The sequence below is a fragment of the Candidatus Palauibacter sp. genome (assembly GCF_965213655.1).
Taxonomy (GTDB): Bacteria; Gemmatimonadota; Gemmatimonadetes; order Palauibacterales; family Palauibacteraceae; genus Palauibacter.
In genome coordinates this window covers 2,538,759-2,562,302 of the sequence record NZ_CBDBZT010000003.1, presented here as the reverse complement: position 1 = coordinate 2,562,302, position 23,544 = coordinate 2,538,759, and the positions used below count along the sequence as shown (strand labels likewise).

Sequence of the window (23,544 nt, the reverse complement as noted above, 5' to 3'; positions counted from 1 at the left end):
CAGCCTGACCGGGCCGACGCCCAATAAAGAGAGGAAGTTGCGATGGATCGCGAGGGTTTGTCGCCCAACATCCTCGACCGCTACCTCGAGGAACTGGGTCGTTATCCTCTCCTGAGCCCCGGCGAGGAGCGTGAGACCGCCCGCTCGGCTCGTGGCGGCGACGCGTCCGCCCTCGACCGCCTCGTCCGTGCGAATCTGCGCTTCGTCATTTCCGTTGCCCGACGCTACCGCAACAAGGGACTGAGCTTCCTGGATCTCATCCAGGAGGGGAACGTCGGTCTGATCATCGCCGCGCGGAAGTTCGACCCGGACCATGGCGTGAAGTTCATCAGCTACGCGGTGTGGTGGATCCGGCAGGCGATCCTGTCCGCCATCGCGAAGCAGGGCAGGCCGGTACGGGTGCCGCTCAACCGGGCGACCGAGTTGGCGCGCATGCTCCGCGTGCGGGGCGCACTGCGTCAGACCCTCGACCGTGAACCGAGTGATCGGGAGATCGCGGACGAGGCGGGGTTGAGGGTGCCTACGGTCGCGCTGCTGCGGAGACTGAACGCGCGGGAGGTTCGGCTCGATGCGCGGATCGGGGCCGCCGACGACAGCGACCTCGCGGAGCGGTTCCTCGCGGACGAGACGGATGTCGAGGAAATCGTCGAACGGCGCCTGCTGAAGCGGCACATCGCCGAGGGCCTGCGGGGCCTGCGGCCGCGGGACGCCCGCGTAGTCCGCCTGTACTACGGATTGCAGGGCGAAGACCCGCATACGCTGGAGCAGATCGGTCGCCTGCTGGGCGTGACGCGCGAAAGGGTCCGGCAGCTCCGTGACCGGGCCCTGCGGGAGTTGCGGGAAGGCTCCGAGGGGCAGAGCCTCGCGACCTTTGCCACCTAGCTACAACACTGGCCCGAGGCGGCGGCGCTGAAGCCGGTCGGCCTGTTTCAGCACCCCGACTGCAGCCGGCACGACACGGGCTGGGGCCACCCCGAGCATCAGGGTCGGCTGCGCGCCGTGATGAGCGCGCTCGAGCGAGCGCTGCCCGAACTTCACGAGGATATCCTTCCCGTCATGCCGTCTCCGGCGGAGGTCGCTGCCCTGGAGCGGGCCCACACGGCGGGACACGTGGAACGAGTGCGAGCGATCTGCGACCGGTCCATCGACAGCGGACAGCTCGTGCGGATCGATCCCGATACGCCGGTCTCCCCCGGAAGCTGGGACGCCGCCGTCGCCGCGTCCGGGTGCGGGGTCGCAGCGGTGGACGCGGTCCTCGACGGAACGTGCCGCGCCGCCTTCTGCGCCGTTCGGCCACCGGGCCATCACGCGACGCGCGAGCGGGCCATGGGCTTCTGCCTCTTCAACCACATCGCCGTGGCTGCCCGTCACGCGCTGGCCCGGCCGGAAGTCGAGCGGGTCCTGATCGTGGACTGGGACGTACACCACGGGAACGGGACCCAGGACATCTTCTACGAGGATCCCTCCGTCTTCTTCCTCTCGATGCACCAGCACCCGCTATTTCCCGGTACCGGGTCCGCCGATGAACGGGGACGGGGGGCGGGGGAGGGGACGACGCTGAATCTGCCCATGCCCCCGGGCCTCGTGTCCGAGCGCTACGTGGAAACGCTGCTCGACGGTGTGGATCGGGCGATAGCCCGCTTCGAGCCCGACATCACGCTCATCTCCGCCGGGTTCGACGCGGGAGCGGAGGATCCTCTGGGCGGCTTCACTCTCACTCCGGCGGACTTCGACACCCTGACGCACGAGGTCGTCGGGCGCACGCGGGCCACGGCCCGAAACCGCGTGGTCTCCTTCCTCGAGGGCGGTTACAATCCCGACGAACTGGGACGCAACGTCGTCTCACACCTGACGGCCCTGCGCGACGCGACGGGCTGACCGCCCCCGCAACGCGCTCCGCACAACAGGAGCCCGGCCTTGCCCGACCTCGATGCCACCTTCCTGGAGACCGCTTCGCGCGAGCTCGAACGACAGAAGATCGACGCCTGGCTGCTGTACGATTTCCGGGCCCTCAATCCGCTGGCGGCGCACCTCGTCGGGCTGCCCGAGGGCCAGAAGCGCCGGTACTTCGTCCTCATCGAGCCGGGGCGGACGCCGCACGCGCTCGTCCAGAAGATCGAGGTGTCCGGCTGGGAGGGATGGCCGCACCGGCTTACGAGCTACGTCGGCTGGGACGAGATGGAGACGGCGCTGCGCGGGATGCTCGACGGCACGGAAGCGGTCGCGATGGAGGTGAGTCCCCGGGATTCGATCCCGTACGTGGACCACGTCCCCGCCGGTGTCGTCGAACTGGTCGAGTCGCTCGGGCCCCGGGTGGTCAGTTCGGTGGACCTGATTTCCGGGACCGCGGCCCAGTGGGGCGCGCACGGGCATGCACTGCACCACGGGGCGGCCGAGCTCCTGGCGCGGACCGCGCGAACGGCATTCGAGCTTGCCGTGCGGGCGGTGGGGCTGACGCCCGAGGTGGATCCCGGGACGGCCGCCGCCTTCGATACGTCCGGCGAGCCGGTCCCCGTCACGGAGCACGACCTTGCCGAGTGGATCCGGACGCGCCTGCGCGCCGAGGGCCTGACGGAAACGGACACGATCGTTGCCGTGGGCCCCAACGCCGCCAAGCCGCACTACGAACCCCGGGCCGAGGGATCGTCGACTCTGACGGCGAACCAGGTGTTCATGGTGGATCTTTGGGGGCGCGTGGCGGGGGAACCGGACGCGGTCTTCGCCGACCAGACATGGATGGGGTTCCTCGGACCGGCCCCGCCGCCGGACGTGGTGTCGAGCTGGCAGGCGGTCGTCGCGGCGCGCGACGCGGCGGTCGAAGTCATCCGGGAGGACCCGGGCGCCACCGGCGCGGACGCGGATCGGGCGGCCCGCGACACGCTCATCGCGCGCGGCTACGAGGACGCCATCTTCCATCGCACGGGGCACGGGATCGACCGCGAACTCCACGGCGTCGGCCCCACGCTGGACAGCATCGAGATGCGGGACGACCGGCGGCTCGTGGCGGGCGTCGGTTTCTCCGTCGAGCCCGGCGTCTATCTGGAGGGACGGTTTGGCCACCGGACTGAGATCGACGTCTACATGCGCGAGGATGGGCCCGAAGTCACCCCGTCCCGCATCCAGTACAATCTCTGGCGGACGACCGAGGGTTGAGGATCTTGCGAAGGAAACCCGAACAGCAGCCGATGATAACCCGATGAAAATCTCCTGGGAGCAGTTCCACGTTGAGACGGCGCATCCGTTCGGCATCAGCCGCGGCGTGAAGACGGGCGACGATCTGGTGTGGGTGCGACTGGAGCACGAGGGGATCGAAGGCTGGGGCGAGGCCCCTCCGTCCGCGTACTACGGGGAGACGGCGGAGACGGTGGAGGCCGCGCTCCGCAAGCTGGCGCCTCGCCTCGAGGAGGTGGAGGACCCGTTCCAGCTCGAGAACATCGAGCGCGACCTCGTGCACGTCCTGCATCGCAACGGGTCGGCGCACTCCGCGATCTCGGCGGCGCTGCACGACTGGGTTGGAAAGCGCGTCGGGCTTCCGCTCTGGAAGCTCTGGGGTCTGGAGCCCGCCGATGCGCCGCTCAGTTCGTTCACGATCGGCATGGACGAACCCGATGTCATGGCCCGAAAGACGCGCGAAGCGGAGGTCTGGCCCATACTCAAGATCAAGCTCGGGAGTGCCGATGACGAGGCGCGGCTGAGCGCGGTCAGGGGCGCGGCCCCCGACAAGGTGCTGCGCGTGGATGCAAACGCGGCGTGGACGCCGCGAGAGGCCGTGGAGGGGATTGCGATGTGCGCCGAATACGGCGTTGAGTTCGTGGAGCAGCCCCTCCCGCCGACGGAGAACGACGAGTTGGCCTTCGTCCGCTCGCGCGCGGTTCTGCCCATCGTCGTGGACGAATCGAGCATCGTGGCGAGCGACATCCCGCGGCTGGACGGCCTGGTCGACGGCATCAACATCAAGCTCGCCAAGTGCGGCGGCCCCAGAGAAGCGCTGCGCATGGTGCACACCGCCCGCGCCTGCGGCCTGTCGGTCATGCTCGGGTGCATGCTGGAGACGAGCCTCGGGATCGCACCCGCGGCGCACCTGGCCTCGTTCGTGGACTACGCGGACCTGGATGGCGCCGCGCTCCTGCGCTCCGATCCGTTCAGCGGTCCGCACCTCGAGGCGGGACGGATCGTCCTGTCCGACGGGCCGGGGCTCGGTGTCGAGCGCGCCGCCGCGGGGGCGCCCTCCTGAGTCACCGGGAGCCCGCGGTCAAGATCTGCTGCATCGCGAGCCCCGAGGAGGCTGCGCTCGCCGCCCGCTACGGGGCGACCGCCATCGGGCTCGTCTCGGCGATGCCGAGCGGTCCGGGGATCATCGACGAGGCGACGATCCGTCGCATTGTGGCCGGGGGCCCGCGCGGCGTCTCGACCTTCCTGCTCACGTCGCGGACGGACCCCGCCGAAATCGCAGCCCAGGAACGCCACGCCGGGGCGGACACGCTGCAGCTGGTGGATCGGCTGACGCCCGGCGCCCTCCGCCGGCTGCGCCGCCGCCTGCCGGGTGTCTCGCTCGTCCAGGTCGTTCAACGTCCGGGGAGAGCATTCGGTCGACGAGGCGGTCGCGGTGGCCCCGCTGGTCGACGCGCTCCTCCTCGACTCGGGGAACCCGGACCTGCCCGTGCGGCAGCTTGGGGGTACCGGGCGCGTTCACGACTGGAATCACAGCCGGACTATCGTCGAACGGGCCGACTGCCCGGTCTACCTGGCGGGCGGCCTCCGACCGACCAACGTGGCCGCGGCCCTGGACGCGGTCCGTCCCTTCGGCGTGGATGTTTGCTCGGGGGTGCGAACGGACGGGCTACTCGACGAAGCGCTCCTCCAACGCTTTATGCGTGAAGCGAGAGGCAGGGGAGAGGGGCCAGCCGGCTGAGGTCGTACGGCTAGTCCGACGACACGAGGGCTCCCCGCCGGCACTCGGCCGCGAGTTCCTCCGTCTCCGACGCCTCGCACGCCTCCCGCCGCCCGGCTTCATCCGCGTAGAGCGAGTACAGTTCCTCTCCCATGGCATGGTGACACCGGGGCTTGGCCCAGTCCTCCACGTCGCGGCAGAAGGCGAATCCGGCTTCGGTTCTTGCGGTGACGTCCACGAAGTTCTTGACGATGCCCACGTAGCACCAATCCCGGTAATCCTCGGGCGATTTCTGGCACTCACTCCGGGCGGCACGCTCATCCATCAGCGTGCGACCGCTGATGTCACGACCCAGGCTCACGAAACAGTCGTCGCGCCAGCTGTCGGGCGCCTCGAGACAGGACGAGGCCGCGTCGGCGATGTCCCCGTCGTTGTGCCAGAGCATGGCGGACGTCTGCATCAGGTAACAGGAGGTCAGGTACCTCTCGTCCAGGATCGAACAGGGATAGTGCGGGTCGTCGGCACGCAGCGGCTCGAAGGGCTCGATGCCTTCGGCCATCGCCATCGCCCCGTGGTTGTGCGCGCTCTCCGCGTGGTCCGGCGCTTCCGCAGTTTCCCCGGACTCGTCCCCCATGGCTGTCCCGTCGGAAACGAGGTCGGACGCCGGATGATGGGGGTCGATCGCGTTGACCACGTTCTCCATGAACGCCCCGCCGTAGCAGGAATCCCGGTTCCATCTGGTCGTCAGCTGGTCGCAGCCCTCGAGCGCCATGAGCAGATGGTGGCCGTAGTACATCGTCAGCCCGTGTCCGAGGCCGTGCAGACACTGGAAGAGCAGCCAGCGGTCGCCGGGGTCCGCTTCGTATGGCTCGCAGAGCCCGACAACCCTTTCCGCGCTCGGTTCACCCGTGGCAATGAAGTAGGCCTGGACGACGCCGTGGTAGCATCCCGACTGGAAGAGCTCCGTGCACTCCGAGAACACATCCGCGAAGGGTCGCTCCGGCGAGTAGGCACTGATGCCGATCGCGTGGGTGTAGACATGGGACTGCGCTCGCACGGTCACGTCGGCGGCAGCCAGCGTCTCGAGCATCTCGAGCGCCGCGCCAATCCCGGCCTGGTCGAGTTCGTCGAGGATGCGGGTCTCATAGCATCCCCCCCTCTCCTCCCACGCCAACCCATCGCAGGCCTCGTACGCGGCCGCGGAGGCGGCCGAGGCCCCGGGTGGGAGCGACGGTCCCCCGCAGGTTGCCGACGCGATCCCGATCGCCATGACCAGCGCGAGATACCGAATATCCCTCAATTCCCTCTCCTCATTTTCTACGGACTCAAAGGGGGTAGAACCGGTCGCACAACTTGAAGGATCCTGGCCCTCCCAACAACCGAAACGCGGTACCCGTCGCCCCGCGCGCCCCGCTCACAGGAGTGCCTCGGGATCCCGATCGATCTCGAGCCGCAGGCCCGACCCGGGCTGTCCCCGCTGCTCGCCCAGGAACCGGAGGACGCCACCGAGCGTTGCGGCGCGATCCGCCTTGACGAGGAAATGCCACCTCCAGCGCTCCCGGAGCCGATCGATGGGGCATGGGGCCGGGCCGATAACCTCGATGCCGGCGAGCCGTCGGTCGCCGATCAGCCGGCGCGTCCACTCGGAGAGTTCCTCGGCGACATCGATCACCCGGGACTCGGCCTTGCCGGACACGACGAGGTTCGCGAGCCGATGGTGCGGCGGGTAGCCGGGTTCCTCCCGGTCCCCGAGTTCGCGCTCGGCGAAGCCGACGTAGTCGTGCCCGGCGGCGGCGGCGAGGGCGTAGTGCCCCGGCCGCGAGGTCTGGACCAGCACCTCCCCCGGTTCGTCGCCCCGCCCGGCCCGGCCCGCGACCTGCTCCAGGAGCTGGAAGGTGCGTTCGCTGGCGCGGAAGTCCGGCAGATGGAGACCCACGTCAGCGTTGATCACGCCTACGAGCGTGACCTGCGGGAAGTCGAGGCCCTTGGCGATCATCTGCGTCCCGAGCAGGATGTCCACCTCCCGTCTTCGGAACGCCTCCAGGATCTCGACGTGCGCCCACTTGGAGCCCGTGGTGTCGAGGTCCATGCGGGCGATAGCGGCCCGGGGGAAGAGCTCGCCCACGCGGCGCTCGACCTGTTCGGTGCCGACCCCGGTATAGCGCGGCGCGGGGCCCCCGCACTCACCGCAGTCCGAGGGGGGCGGGCTCGTCGAGCCGCAGTGATGACACACGAGTTGGCTGCGCCGGCGGTGATACGTGAGAGTCACGGAGCAGGCGCCACAGCTCCACACGTGACCGCAGGCCGCGCACTCCGCGAAGGAGGCGTAACCGCGGCGGTTGAGAAAGAGGATCGTCTGTTCACCCCGGTCCAGCCGCCGGGAAATCGCCTTCCGCAGCCGCGTCGAAAAGACCCGCGGCCCCGCGTCCCGGGGCGGGTCCCCCGCGTCTCTTCCCCCGTCCTCGCCGACGTCGGCGCGCAGGTCGACGAGTTCCACCGACGGGAGTCCGTGGCCCGTCACACGTTCTTCGAGTTCGAGGAGGTGGTAACGGCCCGTGCGCGCGTTCTCCCAGCTCTCGAGGGCGGGCGTCGCCGACCCCAGCACACACAGAGCTCCTTCCAGCCGCGCGCGCATGATCGCGACGGAGCGGGCGTGGTAGCGCGGCACATCGGACTGCTTGTAGCTGCTCTCGTGCTCTTCGTCGACGATGATCGCGCCCAGATTTCGAACCGGCGCGAACACCGCCGAGCGCGGGCCGATCGCGATCCGCTTCCTTCCCTCGCGCAGGCTGCGCCACGCATCGAAGCGTTCCCCATCCGAGAGCCCCGAATGCAACACGGTCACCTCGTTGCCGAAGCGCGCCCGGAAGCGCTGCACGGTCTGGGGCGTGAGCGCGATCTCCGGCACGAGCACGATTCCCGACCGGCCCAACCTCAGTTGACGCTCCAGCACCTCCAGGTAGACCGCGGTCTTTCCCGAGCCCGTCACGCCGCGCAGGAGCGCGACCCATCCCGGGGCGTCGAGGCGCTCGAGGTCGCCCACGACCCGCAGCTGGTCCGGCGTCAGCGTGAACCGGGCCTCCGCCTCGACCGGGCCGGCGAACGGATCCCGCTCCACTTCCCGCTCCACGATCTCCGCCAGGCTTCGCTCCACGAGCCCATTGAGCACGGCGCGGCTGAAGCCGAGTTGCTTCACCAGGTGTCCGACGCCTGCCTGTCCCCCGACCGACTCGAGCGTCTCGTACAACTCGCGCTGCCGCTTCGCCCGCCCGAAGGCGCGGTCCCGTTCGCTCAGCGTTCGCAGCTCGCGCACCAGCCGGAGGACGCGCTCGGTGCGGGGTCCGGGGCTCCCCCCGCGGGCGGCCCGGGCCCCGAGGGCGCCCGGCGGGAGGGCAGTTCTAAGCACCACGCCGAGAGGCGCCACGTAGTAGTCCGCAATCCAGCGGCAGAGATCGAGCAGAACGCCGTCGATCACCGGCTCTTCGTCGAGCACGCCGCGCAGCTCCCGCAACCGGGGTTTGCGTGCCCGGTCCGTCCTCAGCCCGAGGCGGTCCACGACCCCGACCACCGTCCCTCCGCCGAGCGGGACGCGGACACGCACGCCCGGTTCCACGGCGCCGACGAGCGAAGCGGGGATCGAATACGCGAGCGTTCCGAGGAAGGTCCGCGCCACCGCCACTTCGCACACGCCGCCGGAACTCACGGATTCTTCGCTTGACACGTTGCGGCCGGGTTGCTTGTTTTCCGCCACCGAACCAATGGGGGGTCGCTCATGGGCTGTCTGGCCCTGAACGCTTCATACGAGCCGTTGACGATTATTCCGGTCCGGCGCGCCGTCCGCTTGATCATCGACCGGAAGGCCGACGCGCTGGAGGTGGATTCCGAGCGTCCCATCCGATCCGAGCGCGTACGGATGGACACGCCGGTCGTCATCCGTCTCGCCCGGTTCATCCAGATCCCCCGCCGTTTCCGCCGCCAGGTCACGAACACCTTCCTGTTCGCGCGGGACGCCTATTGCTGCCAGTACTGTGGCCGTCACCGGCGGGAGCTGGGGTATCGCGAGTCGCTGACCCGGGACCATGTGACTCCCATCTCGCGTGGCGGAGACAACGGATGGTCGAACGTGGTCACGGCCTGCAGCAAGTGCAACCTGAGGAAGGCGGACCGCCTCCTGGGCGAGTGCGGGTTCTCGCTCCAGGTGGAGCCGCGGGAACCCAACCACGTCGAACTGATCTGGGCTGTACGCCGCGTCACCCCGGTGCAGGCCCGGTACATCGGCATGTTCTACGGCGAGGACGTGCTGCGAGCGCTGACGCCCTGACTTCGCCCCCGCCGGCCGGCTGAGCGCCCCGTCATGAATACCGGATTCGGAATCGGCGAGATGCTCCTCATCGCGATGCTCGTGCTCATCGTGTTCGGGCCCCGCCGCCTCCCGGAGATCACGCGTACGGTCGGCAAGGGGATCCGCGAGTTCCGCAAAGGGATGAACGAGATCCAGCGCGAACTCGAGGCGGCGGGTCGGGAGACACAGTGGAAGTCTCCGTCCACTCCCTCGAAGCCGGCGGCCGCGAGCAGCGCGACGATCGCCGGGACCGCCGCGGCAGCCGGGACCGCGACGGCAGCCGAGACGTCCGACGACGATGCCGACGAGACGGAGGACGAGGGGGACTCCGAAGAGGCCGCGGGGCCGGTCCTGGAGGAACAGGAGCCGCCCACGCCGCGCGATGAGGTGGATCCGGCGCAGGAGTTCATCGATCCCTGGTCGACGGACTCCTCGCGTCCGACGTTCGGCCCGAAGTCGTCCGCGGAGCCCGTGATCGCTCCGCCCACGACATCGCCTGCGCCGCCGGAGCCGTCCGAAGAGGAGGATCCGGCGAACGACTGAGCCGCCGGGCAACCGGCGGCGATGGAGCTATCCCCTACCCGCCGCCGATCAGAGCACGGTAGCGCTGGTTATCCCCTTCCAGCGCCCTCAGCAACTCGACCGCGGGCGGCGCGCCCGTCTCGGGGAGATCCTGAAAACCGCGGTCCGCGATGCGCGCACGCGGCCCCTCTCCGTCGGTCCCGGGGGTTCCGCGGAACTCGACGTCCAGCCGCCGGCCGCGCTCGCAGGGGCTGCACAGGACGCCGTCTTCCACTGCGGCTCCGTCGACGGTCCACGACCCTTCCGCGCCCCGGAGCGTGAAACCGGCCAGGGCGTCGGGAACGCGCAACCTGCCCCGCCACACACCGTCGGTCCCGGCAGCGAGCGCCAACTGCAGCGCTCCGTGAAGCGCCCGCAGTACAGGTGCCGCCGGCATGCGTCCCTCCCCGTCCCCGTCTCCCCGGTCCCAGCGGAACTCGGCCTTCATCCCGTCGTTCCGCAGCGCCGCCTCACGGAGCTTCCGGAACGGGATGACGCCCTCGAAGGTGATGGGCACGCCCGGCTCGAGTTCGTTGGACGCGGCGACGAGCGATTCGCCCGCGAGGCGCAACTCGACGGAGCCCCCTCGCGGCGCCGGGACACGGGCTTCCGGCCGGCCCAGCAACTGCGCGACCATCCGCGCACGCAGTCCGTCCGGGTCGGTGGGCCCGGTCTCCTCCTCGTCCCCTTCCGCATCGTCTGCCTCGTCCGAAGTAGCGCCGCTCCGGCGGGGAAGGTCGAACGGGTTTCGGAACGGGGCTTCGGGGCGCTGGATCCCCAGGGCATCGGCGCCTTCCGCGCCGGACCCGAACGCGCGACCCCAACTCGCGAGGTCATAGCTGAGGGTGGCCTGCAGGTCGTCCTCGTCCGGGTGCCAGACGAGACCCGTGACGCGGGGGGCCGACACCGTCACGACACCCTCGGGCCAAGTGGGGCCCACGCCCGGAGGGCGGGAGGCCTGTACGGTCAACCCGTCGCCGGAGCGGTCGTCGCGCTCGGGGCGCACATTAGGGCCCGTGTCCGGGGAGAGCCGCGCCGAGAGCGACCGCTCACACGCGGGTTCGCCGTCGAGCACGACGAGCAGTGTGTTCCAGCCCGCCGCCAGCCGTACTTCGTGTGCGCTTCCGGGGTCCGCGATGTACTGCGCGTTCAGCCACGCCTCGAGCCGCACGCAGGGCTCAGAGCCCAGTTCGAGCCGCACACTCGCGTCGGCGGCCGACTTCAGGTACACGTGGGCGAGCGTCGCCTGCCCTGCTTCCGCGAACTCCGAGAAGTCCAGGGCCGCCTCTCCGTCGCGGCGAAACAGGGTCCACGCGCCCGCGTCCGTCTCCAGGTTCCGGTCCGGGAATCGGTCCGGCCCCGCCATGGGAAGCGGGTGGTCACCCGCCGCATGCTCCAAGCTCGTGACCAGCCAGCGGTCGAGCGGCTGCCCCTGGGCCCACGCGGCTTCGGGGGCGAGCGCGCCCACGCCCGCCGCGGAGAGCAGGAACGAGAGCAAAGTTCGTCGAACCAGGCGATGCATCGTGTCTTCCCTCAAATGGGCGTCATCCACAGGCGGACTCCATCCAGACGGCTGAACATGGGGCTTTCGTCACACAATACGCACGCGGCCCTCAGCCGCACCGCACCCGGAACGCGGTTCGGTTGCCGCCCGCGAGGCCCCCGGACAACTTGATCATCATGCATACGGTGGTGGAACTGCGGGTGAACGGAGACCGACGCCGGGTCGGGGTGCCGTCGCACTACACCCTGCTCGAGACCCTCCGCTACGGACTCGGCCTCACGGGATCGAAGCAGGGATGCGACAAGGGGGACTGCGGGGCGTGCACGGTCCTCCGCGATGGCGAGGCCGTGCTCTCGTGCATCATGCCGGTGCACGAGGCGACGGGGCACGAAATCACGACGGTCGAGGGTCTCGGGGACGCCTCGGGACCGCACCCGCTCCAGGACGCCTTCGATCTGACGGGAGGGGCGCAATGCGGCTTCTGCACACCGGGCATCCTGTGCTCGGCTCATGGACTGCTGACCCGCGATCCGGACCCGGCGCGCGAGGAGATCGCGCGGGCGCTCTCCGGCAATCTCTGCCGCTGCACGGGCTACACGAAGATCTTCGAGGCCGTGGATATCGCGGCCGAAGCGATCCGCACGGGCGAGACCCCCGAGGATATCGCCTCCCGACGGCGCAATCCGGAGGGGGCCGCATGAAGATCGCGGGCGCGCTCACGGGATTCTTCCTCCTCCTGCCCCTAGCTCCCGGAGCCTCCGCCCAGACTCCGGAAGAGCGTCTCGCCGAACTCGGGATCGAACTGCCCACCCCGGACGCCCCGACCGCAAACTTCGTGAAGGCGGTGACGACGGGGAATCTCGTCTTCCTCGCCGGCCACGGTCCCTGCGGCGGCCTCGACGAGAGCAACACCGGGAAGGTCGGCCTCGATCACACCGTCGAGGAAGGCTACGAGATCGCGCGCTGGGTCGGCGTCTGCCTGCTCGCCTCCCTCGCCCGCGAAATCGGCGACCTTTCCCGCGTGAAGCGGATCGTGCGCGTGTTCGGGATGGTCAACACGCCCCCCGAGTTCACGCAGCACTCGCAGGTCATCAACGGCTGCTCCGACCTCATGGAGCAGGTGTTCGGCCCCGCGATCTCGAAGCACGCCCGGGCGGCCGTGGGCATGGCGTCGCTCCCGCGGGACCAGTCGGTCGAGATCGAGATGCTGGTCGAACTCCACGATCCCTGATCGCGCCCGCAATGCGTCCCGTAGCCGTCGCCGTCCTCCTACCGCTCGCCGCCGCCGTGCTCGGCGGGTGCGGCGGCGCCGGAGGTCCGTCCCCCTCCTCCGATCTTGCGCGGGGGATCGACGCCGTATTCGCCGACCTGGACCGCCCGGGCTCGCCGGGCGCCGCCGTGTCGGTGATCCGGGACGGCGAGATCATTCACTCGCGCGGCTACGGCTACGCCCAGATCGAGCATGGCGTCCCCGTCACCCCGCGCACCGTCTTCCACGTTGCCTCGGTGTCGAAGCAGTTCACGGCCATGGCGGTGACCATGCTCGCGGCCGAGGGGGCGCTCTCGCTGGACGACCCCGTGCAGGCGCACCTCGAGTTCGTCCCCCGGTTCGAGCATCCGGTCACCGTCCGCCAGATGATCCACCACACGAGCGGGATCCGGGACCAGTGGCAGCTTCTCGGTATCTCCGGCTGGCGCCTCGACGACGTGATCACGACCGAACAGATCCTCGGCCTCATGTCACGCCAGCGGGAACTCAACTTTGTGCCCGGCTCGGAGTACCTCTACTCCAACATGGGCTACACCCTCCTCGCGCAGACGGCGGCGGCGGTCGGCGGCATGTCCTTCCCGGAGTTCACCGCCGCGAGGATCTTCGGGCCGCTCGGGATGGACCGAACGCACTTCCACGATGACCACGAGCACATAGTCCCCGACCGCGCCTATTCCTACCGTCCGGTCCCGGCGGACGACGACAGCGGAGCGGAGTTCACGAAGGCGGTCCTCAGCTACGCGAACGCGGGGGCGACGAGCCTGTTCACGACGGCCGACGACCTCGCCCGCTGGCTCGACAACTTCCGGCACGAGACGGTCGGCGGCCCGCGCGTGATGGAGATGATGACGACGCGCGGGGTCCTGAACGGCGGTGACACGATCCCCTACGCGCACGGCCTGAGCATGGGCGAGCACCGCGGGTTGCGCACGATCGGGCACGGAGGCGCCGACGCGGGGTTCCGGACGCAGGCGATCTGGTATCCCGAGGCGAACGTCGGTGTCGTGGTCCTCACGAACGTCGCGAACGGCAATCCGGGCGGGCGGGCCCGGCAGGTGGCGGAGATCGTCCTCGCCGAGGTATTCCCCGAGGCCGCGCCGCAGGAGGAGGAAGAAGATGCGCCGTCTCCGGCGGCCGATTCAGTGCCGCCCCCAGCGCCCGACCGGGCCACGCTGGTCGGATACGTCGGCAGCTACTACAGCGAGGAAGTCGACGCCCTCTACCACCTCGAGGCGACCGAGGACGGGCTCGTCGCGCGCCACATTCGCCACGGCGAGATCACCCTCGAGCCGCGGGCCCCCGACGAATTCGCCACGGACCGCTGGTTCATGCGCGAGGTGCGCTTCGAGCGCGCACCGGGCGGCTCCGTCTCGGCGATGCGCGTGGGGGGAGGCCGGGTCCGGAACCTGCTCTTCATCAAGCTGACGCAACCGCTTCCCGGGTAGGGACTCGGCGCCTTTCCGCTCCCATACAGGCTGCACACAAGAAACTCATTGCGGTTACTTGCGGAACACGGCACGTTTTCCGCATGACATTCGCAGAGTTGCTTGAAATCGTCGCGGACGAGCCGGTGTTCGAGACAGGCTTCCTCCGAAGCGGGAGAGCCTCGGAGCCGGGTCTGGAGGCGCAACTCAGCCGATGGTGCGCAGCCGGCAAGGTGCTGCGGCTACGGCGTGGGTTGTTCGCGCTGGCGCCGCCGTATCGGAAGGTGATTCCGCATCCCTTCCTCGTCGCCAACCGCCTCTCGCCCGGGTCGTACGTGAGCGGGCTGTCGGCGCTCGCCTTCGCGAACGCGATTCCGGAATACGTCCCGGAGGTCACCAGTTGCGGTCCCGCGCGTCCCCATGTGAGAGAGACGCCGCTGGGGCGGTTCTCCTTCCGCTACGTGAAGCCGTCGCTGCGTACCGGCTATCGACTCGTGGGTCTGATCGACGGGCAGGGCGCGTTCGTCGCCCGCCCGGAGAAGGCTTTCCTCGACTTGGCGCACCTGCAGCCGGGCGGCGATGCCCCGGCCTGGATCGACGCGTTGCGTCTCGATTTCGAGGAACTCTCGCCGGGGCGCCTGCGAGCCATGGCGGCCGCCACGGGGAGTCCGAAGCTGGCCCGCGCCGCGGCCCACGTCATCCGCCGTGCGAGCGATCCGACGCCGGCCTACGAACCCCTGCCCGTCATGTGAAGGACCATCTCCGGGAGTTGGTCCGGGATCTCGATCCCCACGCCGGGCGCAACGTGATGCGAGAATACCTGCAGGCGCGAATCCTGGAGGGTCTGCAGAGGGTCGGGGCCATGTCGCCGCTGGCGTTCCAGGGCGGCACGGCACTGCGTTTCCTGTACAGGCTGCCGAGGTATTCCGAGGATCTCGACTTTGCCCTCGAAGGGCCCGGCGAGAGCTACGATCCGCGGCGCTGGCTGGCGTCCATCACCGCGCAGTTCCGGCGGGAGGGCTACGACGCGATGGCTTCGCTGCGCGATGCGGATGCCGTCCACGCCGGATGGTTCCGTTTCCGGGGACTCCCCCACGAGTTCGGTCTGTCGAGCCACCGCGACGAGACACTCCGGATCAAGCTCGAGGTGGACACCCGGCCGCCCGCAGGTGCGGTGACCGAGACGCGCCTCGTGCGGCGGCACGTGTCACTGCGGATCCACCACCACGACCGGGCGTCGCTGTTGGCCGGCAAACTGCATGCGGTGCTCCACCGGCCCTGGATGAAGGGGAGGGACATCTACGATCTCGCCTGGTATCTGAGCGATCCCGCGTGGCCGCCCCCGAATCTGGAGTTCCTGAACGCGTCGCGTCGCCAGACGGAACCGACCGCGCCGACGCTCACGGATGACACCTGGCGCGAGACGGTCGCGGCGCGAATCACGGGCGCGGAGTGGAAGGAGGTCGAAGCCGACACGCGCCCGTTTCTGGAGAGCGACGACGTGCCCGCGCGGGCCGATGTGATGGTCCTGCTGCGCCCTCACCGTTGACGAGCGAGCCTGCTCAGCCCGCCTCCCTCGAACGGGCGGTGTAGCCTTCGAGGAGGCCTTCTTACGAGCCGGGGGAGTCGCTCGCAGCCAGGCGGTCGATGACGAGTTGGGTGATGTCGGCGCGCTCGCTGAACAGGATGATGATGGGGCTCGTCCCGTTCAGGATCAGGTCGTACCCGAGTTCCACCTGAATCGCTTCGATCACGGGGCCGAGTTCCGCCCGGATCCGCTCGACTCCCTCGGTCTGGAGCGCGGTCGCTTCCTCCTGCTTGTCCTGCTGGTAGCGCTGGAAGTCCGTGAGCGCGTCCTGATACTCGCGCTCGAGTACCCGGCGCTCATCGACCGTCAGGCTGTCCGCTTCGGCGACCCGCTGCTCGATCACGCGCACTGCTTCCTGACGGATCTCCAGCTGGGCTGCGAGCTCCTGCTGGAAGTCCGTCAGTTGCTGCGCCAGTTCCTGACCAGCCGGCGACCCGAACGCGGCGGCGTCCAGGTCGATGACGCCGATCTTGAGCGGCGCCTCAGCGGCCGGGCTCTCGGCCTGGCCAACAAGCGTCGCGGGCGCCAGCGTCAGGAGCAGCGCGGCGGACGAAAGCAGAAGGCGTGCGTACCTTTCCATCGTTCTCCTCTATTGGACCTGCCGAGGCGGGTCTACCCTGGGGGGGACCCAACCGGTTTCATCGTCACGGAAACACGAAGGTAACGCGATATGTCCGATCGAACGAAACGCGCGCGCCAGCGCGGACAAGGCCTCCGCCTCCTGCCGGCGCTGATCGTGGGAGCCGCAGGCGGGCTCGGCGCTCCGGAGAGCGGTGCGGCGCAGGCGGCCACGGTCCTGTTCGAGAACGCGACGCTCGTCGACGGAACGGGCGCGCCCGGCTACGTGGGCGAGCTGCTCATCGAGGGAGGCAGGATCACGGCCCTCGGCGCGCCGGGTACGGTGGAGGCTCCGCCCGCTGCCGAGCGGCGCGACGTGACGGGTCTCGTCCTGGCCCCGGGCTTCATCGACATCCACAACCACTCCACCAACCGCCTGTTCGACTCGCCGCTGGCCACGACCCAGCTCGCGCAGGGCATCACGACGATCGTGGTGGGAGCCGACGGATCCTCGCCGTGGCCGATCTCCGACTACCTCGCGCGTATCGACGAACTCCGTCCGACCGTGGACGTGGCGACGCTCGTCGGACACGGAACGGTGCGCAGGCTCGTGTTGGGCGACGACTACCGACGGACCGCGACCGACGCCGAGATCGCGGACATGACCGTGCGCGTCGAGCAGGGAATGACGGAGGGCGCCTTCGGCCTCTCCAGCGGGCTCGAGTACGACCCCGGCTTCTATTCCTCCACCGGCGAATTGATCGCGGTGGCGCGGGCCGCCTCCGGTTACCGCGGCTTCTACATGTCGCACATGAGGGACGAGGAGGAGGGGCTCCTCGAGGCCGTGGACGAGGCGATCCGCATCGGGCGCGAGGCGGATCTCCCCGTGCAGATCTCACACATCAAGGCCGGCAACGCCTCCGTGTGGGGGCGAGCGCCGGATGTGCTCGAACGGATTCGAGTCGCCAATGAAGCGGGGCTGGACGTGACGGCGGACCAGTACCCGTACGCGGCCTGGCAGTCGGGGCTCGCGATCGTCGTCCGCTCGCGGATGTTCTCGAACCCGGACTCCGTGGCGAAAGGGATCGACGCGGCCGGGGGTGGCAGTCGGCTCCAGATCGTCGCCTTCGAGCCCGAGCCGGAGTTGAACGGGCTGCGGCTGGATGAGATCGCCCGCCGCAAGGAGATGAGCGAGGTCGAAGCGTACATGTGGATCATGGAGAACGGGGGCTCGGGCCTCATCGGCCACACGATGAACGAGGAGGATGTCGACACCTTCATGGCTTCGGAGTGGGTGATGACGGCGAGCGACGGCGGAGTGCGGAGCGCGCATCCGCGCGGGGCCGGGACCTTCCCGAGAGTGCTGGGCCACTACGTGCGAGAGCGCGGAATCCTGACCCTGGAGAGGGCGGTCGCGCGCGCGACGTCGATGCCGGCGCGGCGGCTCGGGCTGAACGACCGGGGGGTGCTGCGGGCCGGGGCCCGGGCGGACCTCGTGATCTTCGACCCGGAGCGCGTGGTGGACCGGTCGACCTTCGACAACGGGACCCGGCAGGCGGAGGGCATCGAGAGCGTGTGGCTCGGCGGCGTTGAGACCTGGTCGGCCGGGCAGCCGACCGGCGCCCGACCCGGCCGCGGCATCCGGCACGCGCCCTGACCTGACCGTCCGACTCGGCGCGCAGTCAGGCTCGCGGGGAGGAAATGGGCTTCAGTCCGCCCCGGACTCTCCCCGCTCCGCGGTCGCGACGATCTCGATGCCGCCGCGGACATTCTGTTCGACGTGCACGCGCACCCAGCGGGGCGACACGGCGTAAACGACGTCATCCGCGATCCGGGCCGCGAGCGTCTCGCAGAACTCCCCCTCGTCGCGGAAGGACCACAGGTAGAACTTGAGCGCCTTCGACTCCAGGCAGCGGTCGCCAGGCTCGTAGTCGATCGTCACCCGCCCGAAGTCCGGCTGTCCCGTCTTCGGGCACAGCGAGGTGAACTCCAGCGCCCGCAGGCGGACGCGCTGGACGTCGGCCGCCGGGATCGCCTCCGCGCGCAGCGTCGCGCGTCCCTCCTCCGGGTCCCGGGGCCGCGGCAGGGGACCGGACGCGGGGAGTCTCGTCATCCGTCCTCCGTCCCTTCGTTCATCTCCCTATCCGCTTCTTCCTCCGCTCAATCATCGTTTCGCGTCATCGCATCGACGGTCGTGGCGGCGGCCATGTGGCCGATGACGTTCGTCGCCGAGCGGAAGACATCGGGCACGCGGTCGATCCCGAGCAGGATCCCGAGTCCGGCCAGCGGCACACCCACCACATCGAGCGCGGGCACCATCGACACGATGCTCGCGCTCGGCACCGGCGCCACCGTCATCGCGGCGAGGAAGATCGCGAGGACCGCCGCGGCGATCAGCCCCGCGTCGAGCGGGACCCCGTACATCGCGGCGAGGAACACCAGAGAAGCGCTCTGGAAGAGGGCGCTCCCCGGCCGGTTGATCGAGGCGCCGAGCGGAAGAATCAGCGTGTAGCTGTCCCTGCGCAGCCCCAGCTTCTCCGCCTCCTGCAGCATCATCGGCAGCGTGCCCACCGAGGTGGTCGTGCTGAAGCCCACCGTGTACGTACCCACGGTGCCGCGGATGAAACGCCCCGCCCGCATGCCGCCGACGAAGCGGACCATGGGCAGGAGGACGAGACCCTTCAGGATGAAGAGGCCCACCACCACGGCGAGGATGAAGACGGCGAGGTTCTGCAGCATCGCCATCCCCGTGCGCGCCGTCACCGGCGCGGCGAGACCGAACACACCCACCGGAGCCGTCCACAGAACCCAGGTCATGAGCTTGATGAGCGCGTCGCCCGCCGTCTCCGCGAAGGAAGTGAGCAACTCCCGCTTCTGCCGCGGCAGCGTCGTCGTGGCCGCGGCGAGGAGGACGATGAAGATGAGGATCGAGAGTAGCGATCCGTCCGCCGCCGCCTGGACCGGGTTTCTCGGCACGAGGTTCACGAGGAAGTCGATCACGCCCGGTGTCGCCGTGTTCAATTCCGTCGTCGGGGTCGGAGGCGGCACCGGCGCCGTGAAGGTGAGCGCGAAACCCATCACGCCCATCCCGATGAGGATCGCCGGCAGCGTCGTGATCCAGAAGAAGCCGACGGAGAGGCCGCCGATCCGCCCCAGCTTGCGGAGGCTTCCGATCCGCCCCACGCCTACGAACACGACCGCGGCCACGAGCGGAATCACGACCATCTGGATCGCTCGCAGGAAGACCTGTCCGAGCGGTTCCACGGCTGCGGCCGCCTGCAGGAGCGCCGGAGATCCGGTGACGGAGGCGGCGACCCCGAGTCCCAGTCCGAGGGCGAGGCCGATGAGAATGGCGCGCGTGTTCACGACCCGTCACCCCCTCCCGGCATTGCAGGCGGTTGGGGCGCGCCCGATGGTCCGGGGCCTCCCGGTTTCCGGAAGGCGAGCCAGACGCCGAAGGTGAGGACGGGCAGGACGTAGAAGAGGATGAACCCCCACGTGATCGTCCCGTATCCCTGCCGGATGAGTCCGATCAGACCCAGCGGGGTCAGGGAGAGCGCGACGCCGAGGAATACCGCGGCCACCGCGGGTCGGGCCCAGCTGGGCATGACGACGCCCTTCTCGCGCCAGGTCGCGGCCGCGCGCTCGTTCACGGCGTGGATCATTCCCGTCCCCGTCTCGATGAGGGTGCCGAAGAGGATGACCTGGAAGGCGATCTGGAAGGTCCGTGACCCGAGCGCCTCGAGGATGAAATTCGAGGGGACGGTCTCGGCCACGATCTGGGGATAGTGCGGGACCATCGCCAGGTAGAAGAGAAAAGCGGGCACCATCCCGATGACGCCGGCGAGAAGTCCGGCGGACACGGCCTCCTTCCGGGTCTGGATGTGCCTCACGGTGAAGAGCGCCACCACGGCGGCGGAGAGGTTGTAGCCTCCGTACTGGATCCCGTTCACGATCCAGCTTCCTTCGAGGGGACTCGCGGCGAAACTCTCTCCCAGACTCGACCCGAAGCGCGTCAGCGACCACACGACCATCGCCGCGTAGACGGCATAGAGCGCGACCGACCACCCGGCGAAGAAGCGCTCGATCGTGGTGCTGCCGTAGAAGAGGAGGAGCGCGACGGACCCCAGGGCGACGATGACGCCGACCGCGTACGGGATCCCGAACGTCTCGTCCGCGATCGAGCCCGCCGCCGCCCCGATGACGGCGAGCACGAGGAGCGTGAGCAGGACGTACGTCAGCTCGAACAGCCCCCAGGCGGGACCGAGGAGACGCTTGAAGAAGTTCCGGTACTCGTAGCTTCGGAACCGCCGCGCCAGTTCGAACGTCACCGCGCACACCGCGCTCCAGATGACGACCGAGAGCGCCATGGCCGCGAGTCCCGGCGTCGGACCGATGGAGAGGAAGAACTCGACGTTCTCCCGCCCCGTGCCGTATCCGCCGGCGATGACCGCCGACTGGAAGACGAGACCAGGGAGCAGATAGCGGCGGAACCAGGGGGCTTTCACACGCACGTCCCTTTCTCTCGGCCTGCCCGCCCCGCAAGGTTGCGCTCGTCGGCGCGTTCACGGGGTTCCGGGCCGGGGTCCGGCTGCCACAGGCGAACGGAAAGCTAGAGAGCGGGGATGGAACGAGACAGACGCGAGACGTTCGGCTCCCGCTTCGGGCTCGTGGCCACGATGATCGGAGTCGCCGTGGGGCTCGGGAACGTGTGGCGCTTCCCGTACATGGTCGGCGAGTTCGGAGGGGCGCCCTTCGTGGCCTTCTACGTCCTGGCCGTGGTGCTGATCGGCGTTCCCGCGCTCATGGCCGAATGGACGCTGGGCCGGCACACCCGCCGCGGCCCGGTCGGCGCGTTCGAGTCGGCCGGTCTCCCCTTCGGCCGCGCGCTCGGCTGGATCTTCTTCGTCGGCGTGACCGCGGCCACCGGCTACTACTCGAACGCGCTCGGCTGGGTGCTCTACCACGCCCTGGCCGGGCTGCTCGCCGGGGTCGGCATCGAGATCGACGCCGCCGCGATCCTGCCCCCGGACGAGGGGTTCTCGCTGCGCTCCTTCCTCCTGCAGTGCGCCTGCACCAGCGCGGTCCTCCTCACCTGCGCCGCCGTGCTGCGCCGCGGCCTCCGGGGCGGGATCGAGAAGGCGAGCCGCTTCATCGTCCCGGCGCTGCTCGCGGGGCTGGTGACCCTCATCGTCCGCTCGCTGACGCTCCCCGGCGCCGGGGAGGGACTCCGGTGGTACCTCGGCGCATTCGACCCCGTGGCGCTCACGCCGCCGGTCATGCTGGGGGCGCTGGGCCAGGCCATCTTCAGCCTCTCGCTGGGCGGCACGTTCATGGTCGTGTACGGCTCCTACCTGAACCGGGACGACCCCCTGCGCGGCAACGCCGTCTTCACCGCGGGCGGCGACCTGTGCGCCGGACTCCTCGCCGGCCTCGTCATCTTCCCCGCCGTGTTCGCCTTCGGACTCGAACCGGCGAGCGGTCCCGGCCTTCTTTTCGCCACCCTGCCCGAGGTGTTCGGCCGGATCCCCGCAGGCGCCGTGTTCGGAACGCTCTTCTTCATGGCGCTGTTCGGCGGCGCCTACCTTTCGGACGTGGCGGCGCTCGAGGTGCTCGTGGCCGGCGTCACCGACAACACGCGCCTCGACCGCTCGCGCGCCGTGACCCTCACGATCGGTGTGGTGTTCGTGTTCGCGCTCCCGCCCATGATCAACATGAGCGTGTTCACGCCTTGGGACCTGACCTTCGGTTCCGGATTCCAGACGCTCGGAGCGCTGCTCTCCGTCGTCGCGGTAGGGTGGGCGGTCGACCGCTCCGAAGTGCTGCGGCAGCTCGCGGCGGGCGAGGATCGACGGGCGAAGCGGGGCGTGCCGCCGATCTGGCTCTACTACTGGCTCCGTTTCGTCATCCCCGCCGCGATCCTCGCCGTCGGCGCCTGGTGGCTCCTAACCGATGTGCTGGAGGTCATTCCAAGTGTTTGAACCGCGACTCCTCCGCTTGGCCTCACTTGTTCCGCGGGCGCGCACTTGCTGCGCGGCGAGGAGGTTGGTGATGTTAGCCGTGAGATCCGCGTAGCGCCGCTCGCCCGCGGCGAACTTCGGTTGAACCGGACCCGAGCCTTCCAGAACGAGGAACTGAATATCCGCCACATCGCGCTCCTGGGGCTTGGCGCCCTCCTCCTGCTTCCGCAGGCAGCCCTCGGCCAGGAGGCCGTACGCCGGGTCTCGCTGGCGGAGGCCATCGAGGCGTTCGCCGAGAACAGCCTGGCGCTCCGGATCGCGCGCTCCGAGGCTGCCGGGATCGCGGGAGCGGCGCGCCAGTCTCGTGCGTGGTTCAACCCGTCGCTCTCGGTCCGGCGCGACGCTCTCGACCGCGGCGCGGACGAGTACCGGGAAGACAACCTCGTCCTCTCTCAACCCCTGGAGTGGCCCGGCCGGACGGCCGCCCGTTACCGCGCGGCCGCTCACACGATCGGTGCGAGCGCGGCCCGTTTCCGCGCGGACTCGATTCAGCTCGCGTTCGAGGTTCGCGAGGCCTGGGCGCTGGCGTGGTTTGCGGAGGCGGCGGAAGTCACGGTTCGGCGGGCCGCGTCGGTGATCCGGGAGGTGGCCGAGGACGCGGAGATCCGTCTGGAAGAGGGAGATATTTCCGCCTACGAGGCCCGACGCCTGCGACTGGAACGAGTGCAGGCCGAGCAGGATGTGGCCGACGCGGAACTCCGGGCGCGCGACGCCCGCCGGCGCCTGGCCGCGCTGGTCCTTCCCGGGGCCGACCACGCGGAAATCGGACCGTCGGCGGGGCTGGAAGGAGTGCCGCCCCCGGTGACTCGGGAAGACGCCCTCGGCGCCCTGCCCGAGCGGCCGGATCTGGAGGCTGCGCTACGGGATCTGGATGCCGCGCAGTCGGAGCTCTCCGTTGCCAACTCACGTTGGATACCCAACCCCACCGTCGGTATCGGATACCGAAGTCAGTTGGATGGATTCGAGGGGGTCAGCCTGGGGGTCGATCTCCCCCTGCCCTTCTTCGACCGGGGAGGGGGCGCCCGTCAGGAAGCCGACGCCCGGAGTGCCGCGGCCGCCCATCGCCTCAACCTGCGGAGACGGCTGGCGGAGAACGATCTCCTGATGGCCTCGGACCGGTACGCCTCCAGTCGCGCCCGTCTCGAGACCGCGGCGGACGGCCTCCTGGCCGATGGCGATGCGCTGCTCGCCTCCGCGACGGCGGCCTACGGGGAAGACGAGATGTCGCTCCTGGAACTGCTCGACGCGGCGAACGCCTTCCGGAACGCCCGGCTCAGCGCCCTGTCCATGAGATCCGTTGCCTGGATCGACTACTACGACCTCCTTCGCGCGATGGCACGGGCCCCGGAGGGGGAACGGTAAGCCGAGGGCGATGAACCCGGATCT

General features: G+C 69.6%; 23 protein-coding genes. 15 read left to right on the top strand and 8 right to left on the bottom strand.

Going from position 1 to position 23,544, the window contains the following annotated elements:
• The first annotated feature begins 42 nt into the window (after positions 1 to 42).
• The 4 genes from ACOOGH_RS13485 to ACOOGH_RS13470 are packed head-to-tail and all read left to right on the top strand — an operon-like array spanning position 43 to position 4,234.
• A complete protein-coding gene (locus ACOOGH_RS13485; RefSeq protein WP_420449403.1) occupies positions 43 to 882 on the top strand; it encodes a sigma-70 family RNA polymerase sigma factor in 840 nt (279 codons plus the stop codon).
• A gap of 27 nt (positions 883 to 909) precedes the next feature.
• Entirely contained in the window at positions 910 to 1,878 is a 969-nt protein-coding gene (locus ACOOGH_RS13480) for a histone deacetylase (RefSeq protein WP_420450131.1), read from the top strand.
• A gap of 39 nt (positions 1,879 to 1,917) precedes the next feature.
• On the top strand, positions 1,918 to 3,153 hold the full coding sequence (locus ACOOGH_RS13475) for a M24 family metallopeptidase (protein WP_420449402.1): 1,236 nt from the start codon (positions 1,918 to 1,920) through the stop codon (positions 3,151 to 3,153).
• Between the two features lie 43 nt (positions 3,154 to 3,196).
• Complete coding sequence (locus ACOOGH_RS13470; protein ID WP_420449401.1) at positions 3,197 to 4,234, top strand: dipeptide epimerase; 1,038 nt, start codon at positions 3,197 to 3,199, stop codon at positions 4,232 to 4,234.
• A 67-nt stretch (positions 4,235 to 4,301) separates the two neighbouring features.
• Here ACOOGH_RS13470 and ACOOGH_RS13465 read toward each other — a convergent pair whose 3' ends face one another.
• Positions 4,302 to 4,424, bottom strand: a complete 123-nt coding sequence (locus ACOOGH_RS13465) for a hypothetical protein (protein WP_420449400.1) — start codon at positions 4,422 to 4,424, stop codon at positions 4,302 to 4,304.
• Positions 4,425 to 4,606: 182 nt separating this feature from the next.
• Between ACOOGH_RS13465 and ACOOGH_RS13460 the strand changes: the two genes are divergently transcribed.
• A complete protein-coding gene (locus tag ACOOGH_RS13460; protein WP_420449399.1) occupies positions 4,607 to 4,912 on the top strand; it encodes a phosphoribosylanthranilate isomerase in 306 nt (101 codons plus the stop codon).
• A 10-nt stretch (positions 4,913 to 4,922) separates the two neighbouring features.
• Here ACOOGH_RS13460 and ACOOGH_RS13455 read toward each other — a convergent pair whose 3' ends face one another.
• Both ACOOGH_RS13455 and priA read right to left on the bottom strand, forming a co-directional pair.
• Positions 4,923 to 6,191 carry a hypothetical protein gene (locus ACOOGH_RS13455; protein WP_420449398.1) on the bottom strand — a complete coding sequence of 423 codons (1,269 nt, stop codon included), beginning with the start codon at positions 6,189 to 6,191 and terminating at the stop codon, positions 4,923 to 4,925.
• Between the two features lie 114 nt (positions 6,192 to 6,305).
• Complete coding sequence (priA, locus tag ACOOGH_RS13450) at positions 6,306 to 8,594, bottom strand: replication restart helicase PriA (protein ID WP_420449397.1); 2,289 nt, start codon at positions 8,592 to 8,594, stop codon at positions 6,306 to 6,308.
• 105 nt (positions 8,595 to 8,699) lie between these two features.
• Between priA and ACOOGH_RS13445 the strand changes: the two genes are divergently transcribed.
• A complete protein-coding gene (locus tag ACOOGH_RS13445) occupies positions 8,700 to 9,212 on the top strand; it encodes an HNH endonuclease (protein ID WP_420449396.1) in 513 nt (170 codons plus the stop codon).
• A gap of 33 nt (positions 9,213 to 9,245) precedes the next feature.
• The gene (locus ACOOGH_RS13440; RefSeq protein ID WP_420449395.1) at positions 9,246 to 9,776 is read left to right on the top strand and encodes a Sec-independent protein translocase subunit TatA/TatB; all 531 of its coding nucleotides are present in this window, start codon (positions 9,246 to 9,248) and stop codon (positions 9,774 to 9,776) included.
• A 34-nt stretch (positions 9,777 to 9,810) separates the two neighbouring features.
• Here ACOOGH_RS13440 and ACOOGH_RS13435 read toward each other — a convergent pair whose 3' ends face one another.
• Positions 9,811 to 11,316, bottom strand: a complete 1,506-nt coding sequence (locus ACOOGH_RS13435; RefSeq protein ID WP_420449394.1) for a hypothetical protein — start codon at positions 11,314 to 11,316, stop codon at positions 9,811 to 9,813.
• 158 nt (positions 11,317 to 11,474) lie between these two features.
• On the opposite strand from ACOOGH_RS13435, the gene ACOOGH_RS13430 reads away from it, so the two are divergent.
• From ACOOGH_RS13430 to ACOOGH_RS13410, 5 genes are all read left to right on the top strand, one after another.
• Positions 11,475 to 11,999 (top strand): (2Fe-2S)-binding protein, encoded by a 525-nt coding sequence (locus ACOOGH_RS13430; protein ID WP_420450130.1) that lies wholly within the window; start codon positions 11,475 to 11,477, stop codon positions 11,997 to 11,999.
• Positions 11,996 to 12,529 (top strand): RidA family protein, encoded by a 534-nt coding sequence (locus tag ACOOGH_RS13425; protein ID WP_420449393.1) that lies wholly within the window; start codon positions 11,996 to 11,998, stop codon positions 12,527 to 12,529. The genes ACOOGH_RS13430 and ACOOGH_RS13425 overlap by 4 nt, the downstream gene beginning before the upstream one ends.
• Before the next feature lie 11 nt (positions 12,530 to 12,540).
• Positions 12,541 to 14,013 (top strand): serine hydrolase domain-containing protein, encoded by a 1,473-nt coding sequence (locus ACOOGH_RS13420; RefSeq protein ID WP_420449392.1) that lies wholly within the window; start codon positions 12,541 to 12,543, stop codon positions 14,011 to 14,013.
• 83 nt (positions 14,014 to 14,096) lie between these two features.
• Positions 14,097 to 14,744 (top strand): type IV toxin-antitoxin system AbiEi family antitoxin domain-containing protein, encoded by a 648-nt coding sequence (locus tag ACOOGH_RS13415; protein ID WP_420449391.1) that lies wholly within the window; start codon positions 14,097 to 14,099, stop codon positions 14,742 to 14,744.
• A complete protein-coding gene (locus ACOOGH_RS13410; protein ID WP_420449390.1) occupies positions 14,741 to 15,541 on the top strand; it encodes a nucleotidyl transferase AbiEii/AbiGii toxin family protein in 801 nt (266 codons plus the stop codon). The genes ACOOGH_RS13415 and ACOOGH_RS13410 overlap by 4 nt, the downstream gene beginning before the upstream one ends.
• A 61-nt stretch (positions 15,542 to 15,602) precedes the next feature.
• Here the strand turns inward: ACOOGH_RS13410 and ACOOGH_RS13405 are convergent, their stop codons facing one another.
• Complete coding sequence (locus ACOOGH_RS13405; RefSeq protein WP_420449389.1) at positions 15,603 to 16,160, bottom strand: OmpH family outer membrane protein; 558 nt, start codon at positions 16,158 to 16,160, stop codon at positions 15,603 to 15,605.
• 90 nt (positions 16,161 to 16,250) lie between these two features.
• Here ACOOGH_RS13405 and ACOOGH_RS13400 point away from each other — a divergent pair, with 90 nt between their 5' ends.
• Complete coding sequence (locus ACOOGH_RS13400; protein ID WP_420449388.1) at positions 16,251 to 17,795, top strand: N-acyl-D-amino-acid deacylase family protein; 1,545 nt, start codon at positions 16,251 to 16,253, stop codon at positions 17,793 to 17,795.
• Between the two features lie 51 nt (positions 17,796 to 17,846).
• Here the strand turns inward: ACOOGH_RS13400 and queF are convergent, their stop codons facing one another.
• Genes queF through ACOOGH_RS13385 form a run of 3 tightly spaced genes read right to left on the bottom strand, consistent with a single transcriptional unit; the run spans position 17,847 to position 20,652 of the window.
• A complete protein-coding gene (gene queF, locus ACOOGH_RS13395) occupies positions 17,847 to 18,251 on the bottom strand; it encodes a preQ(1) synthase (RefSeq protein WP_420449387.1) in 405 nt (134 codons plus the stop codon).
• A gap of 47 nt (positions 18,252 to 18,298) precedes the next feature.
• Positions 18,299 to 19,504, bottom strand: a complete 1,206-nt coding sequence (locus ACOOGH_RS13390; RefSeq protein WP_420449386.1) for a dicarboxylate/amino acid:cation symporter — start codon at positions 19,502 to 19,504, stop codon at positions 18,299 to 18,301.
• Positions 19,501 to 20,652 carry a hypothetical protein gene (locus tag ACOOGH_RS13385; RefSeq protein ID WP_420449385.1) on the bottom strand — a complete coding sequence of 384 codons (1,152 nt, stop codon included), beginning with the start codon at positions 20,650 to 20,652 and terminating at the stop codon, positions 19,501 to 19,503. Before ACOOGH_RS13385 ends, ACOOGH_RS13390 begins: the two co-directional genes overlap by 4 nt.
• 111 nt (positions 20,653 to 20,763) lie before the next feature.
• On the opposite strand from ACOOGH_RS13385, the gene ACOOGH_RS13380 reads away from it, so the two are divergent.
• Together ACOOGH_RS13380 and ACOOGH_RS13375 are read left to right on the top strand one after the other, a co-directional pair.
• Entirely contained in the window at positions 20,764 to 22,119 is a 1,356-nt protein-coding gene (locus ACOOGH_RS13380) for a sodium-dependent transporter (RefSeq protein WP_420449384.1), read from the top strand.
• Positions 22,120 to 22,239: 120 nt separating this feature from the next.
• Positions 22,240 to 23,520: a TolC family protein gene (locus tag ACOOGH_RS13375; protein ID WP_420449383.1), complete on the top strand. Its 1,281-nt coding sequence runs from the start codon at positions 22,240 to 22,242 to the stop codon at positions 23,518 to 23,520.
• The last annotated feature ends 24 nt before the right edge of the window (positions 23,521 to 23,544 follow it).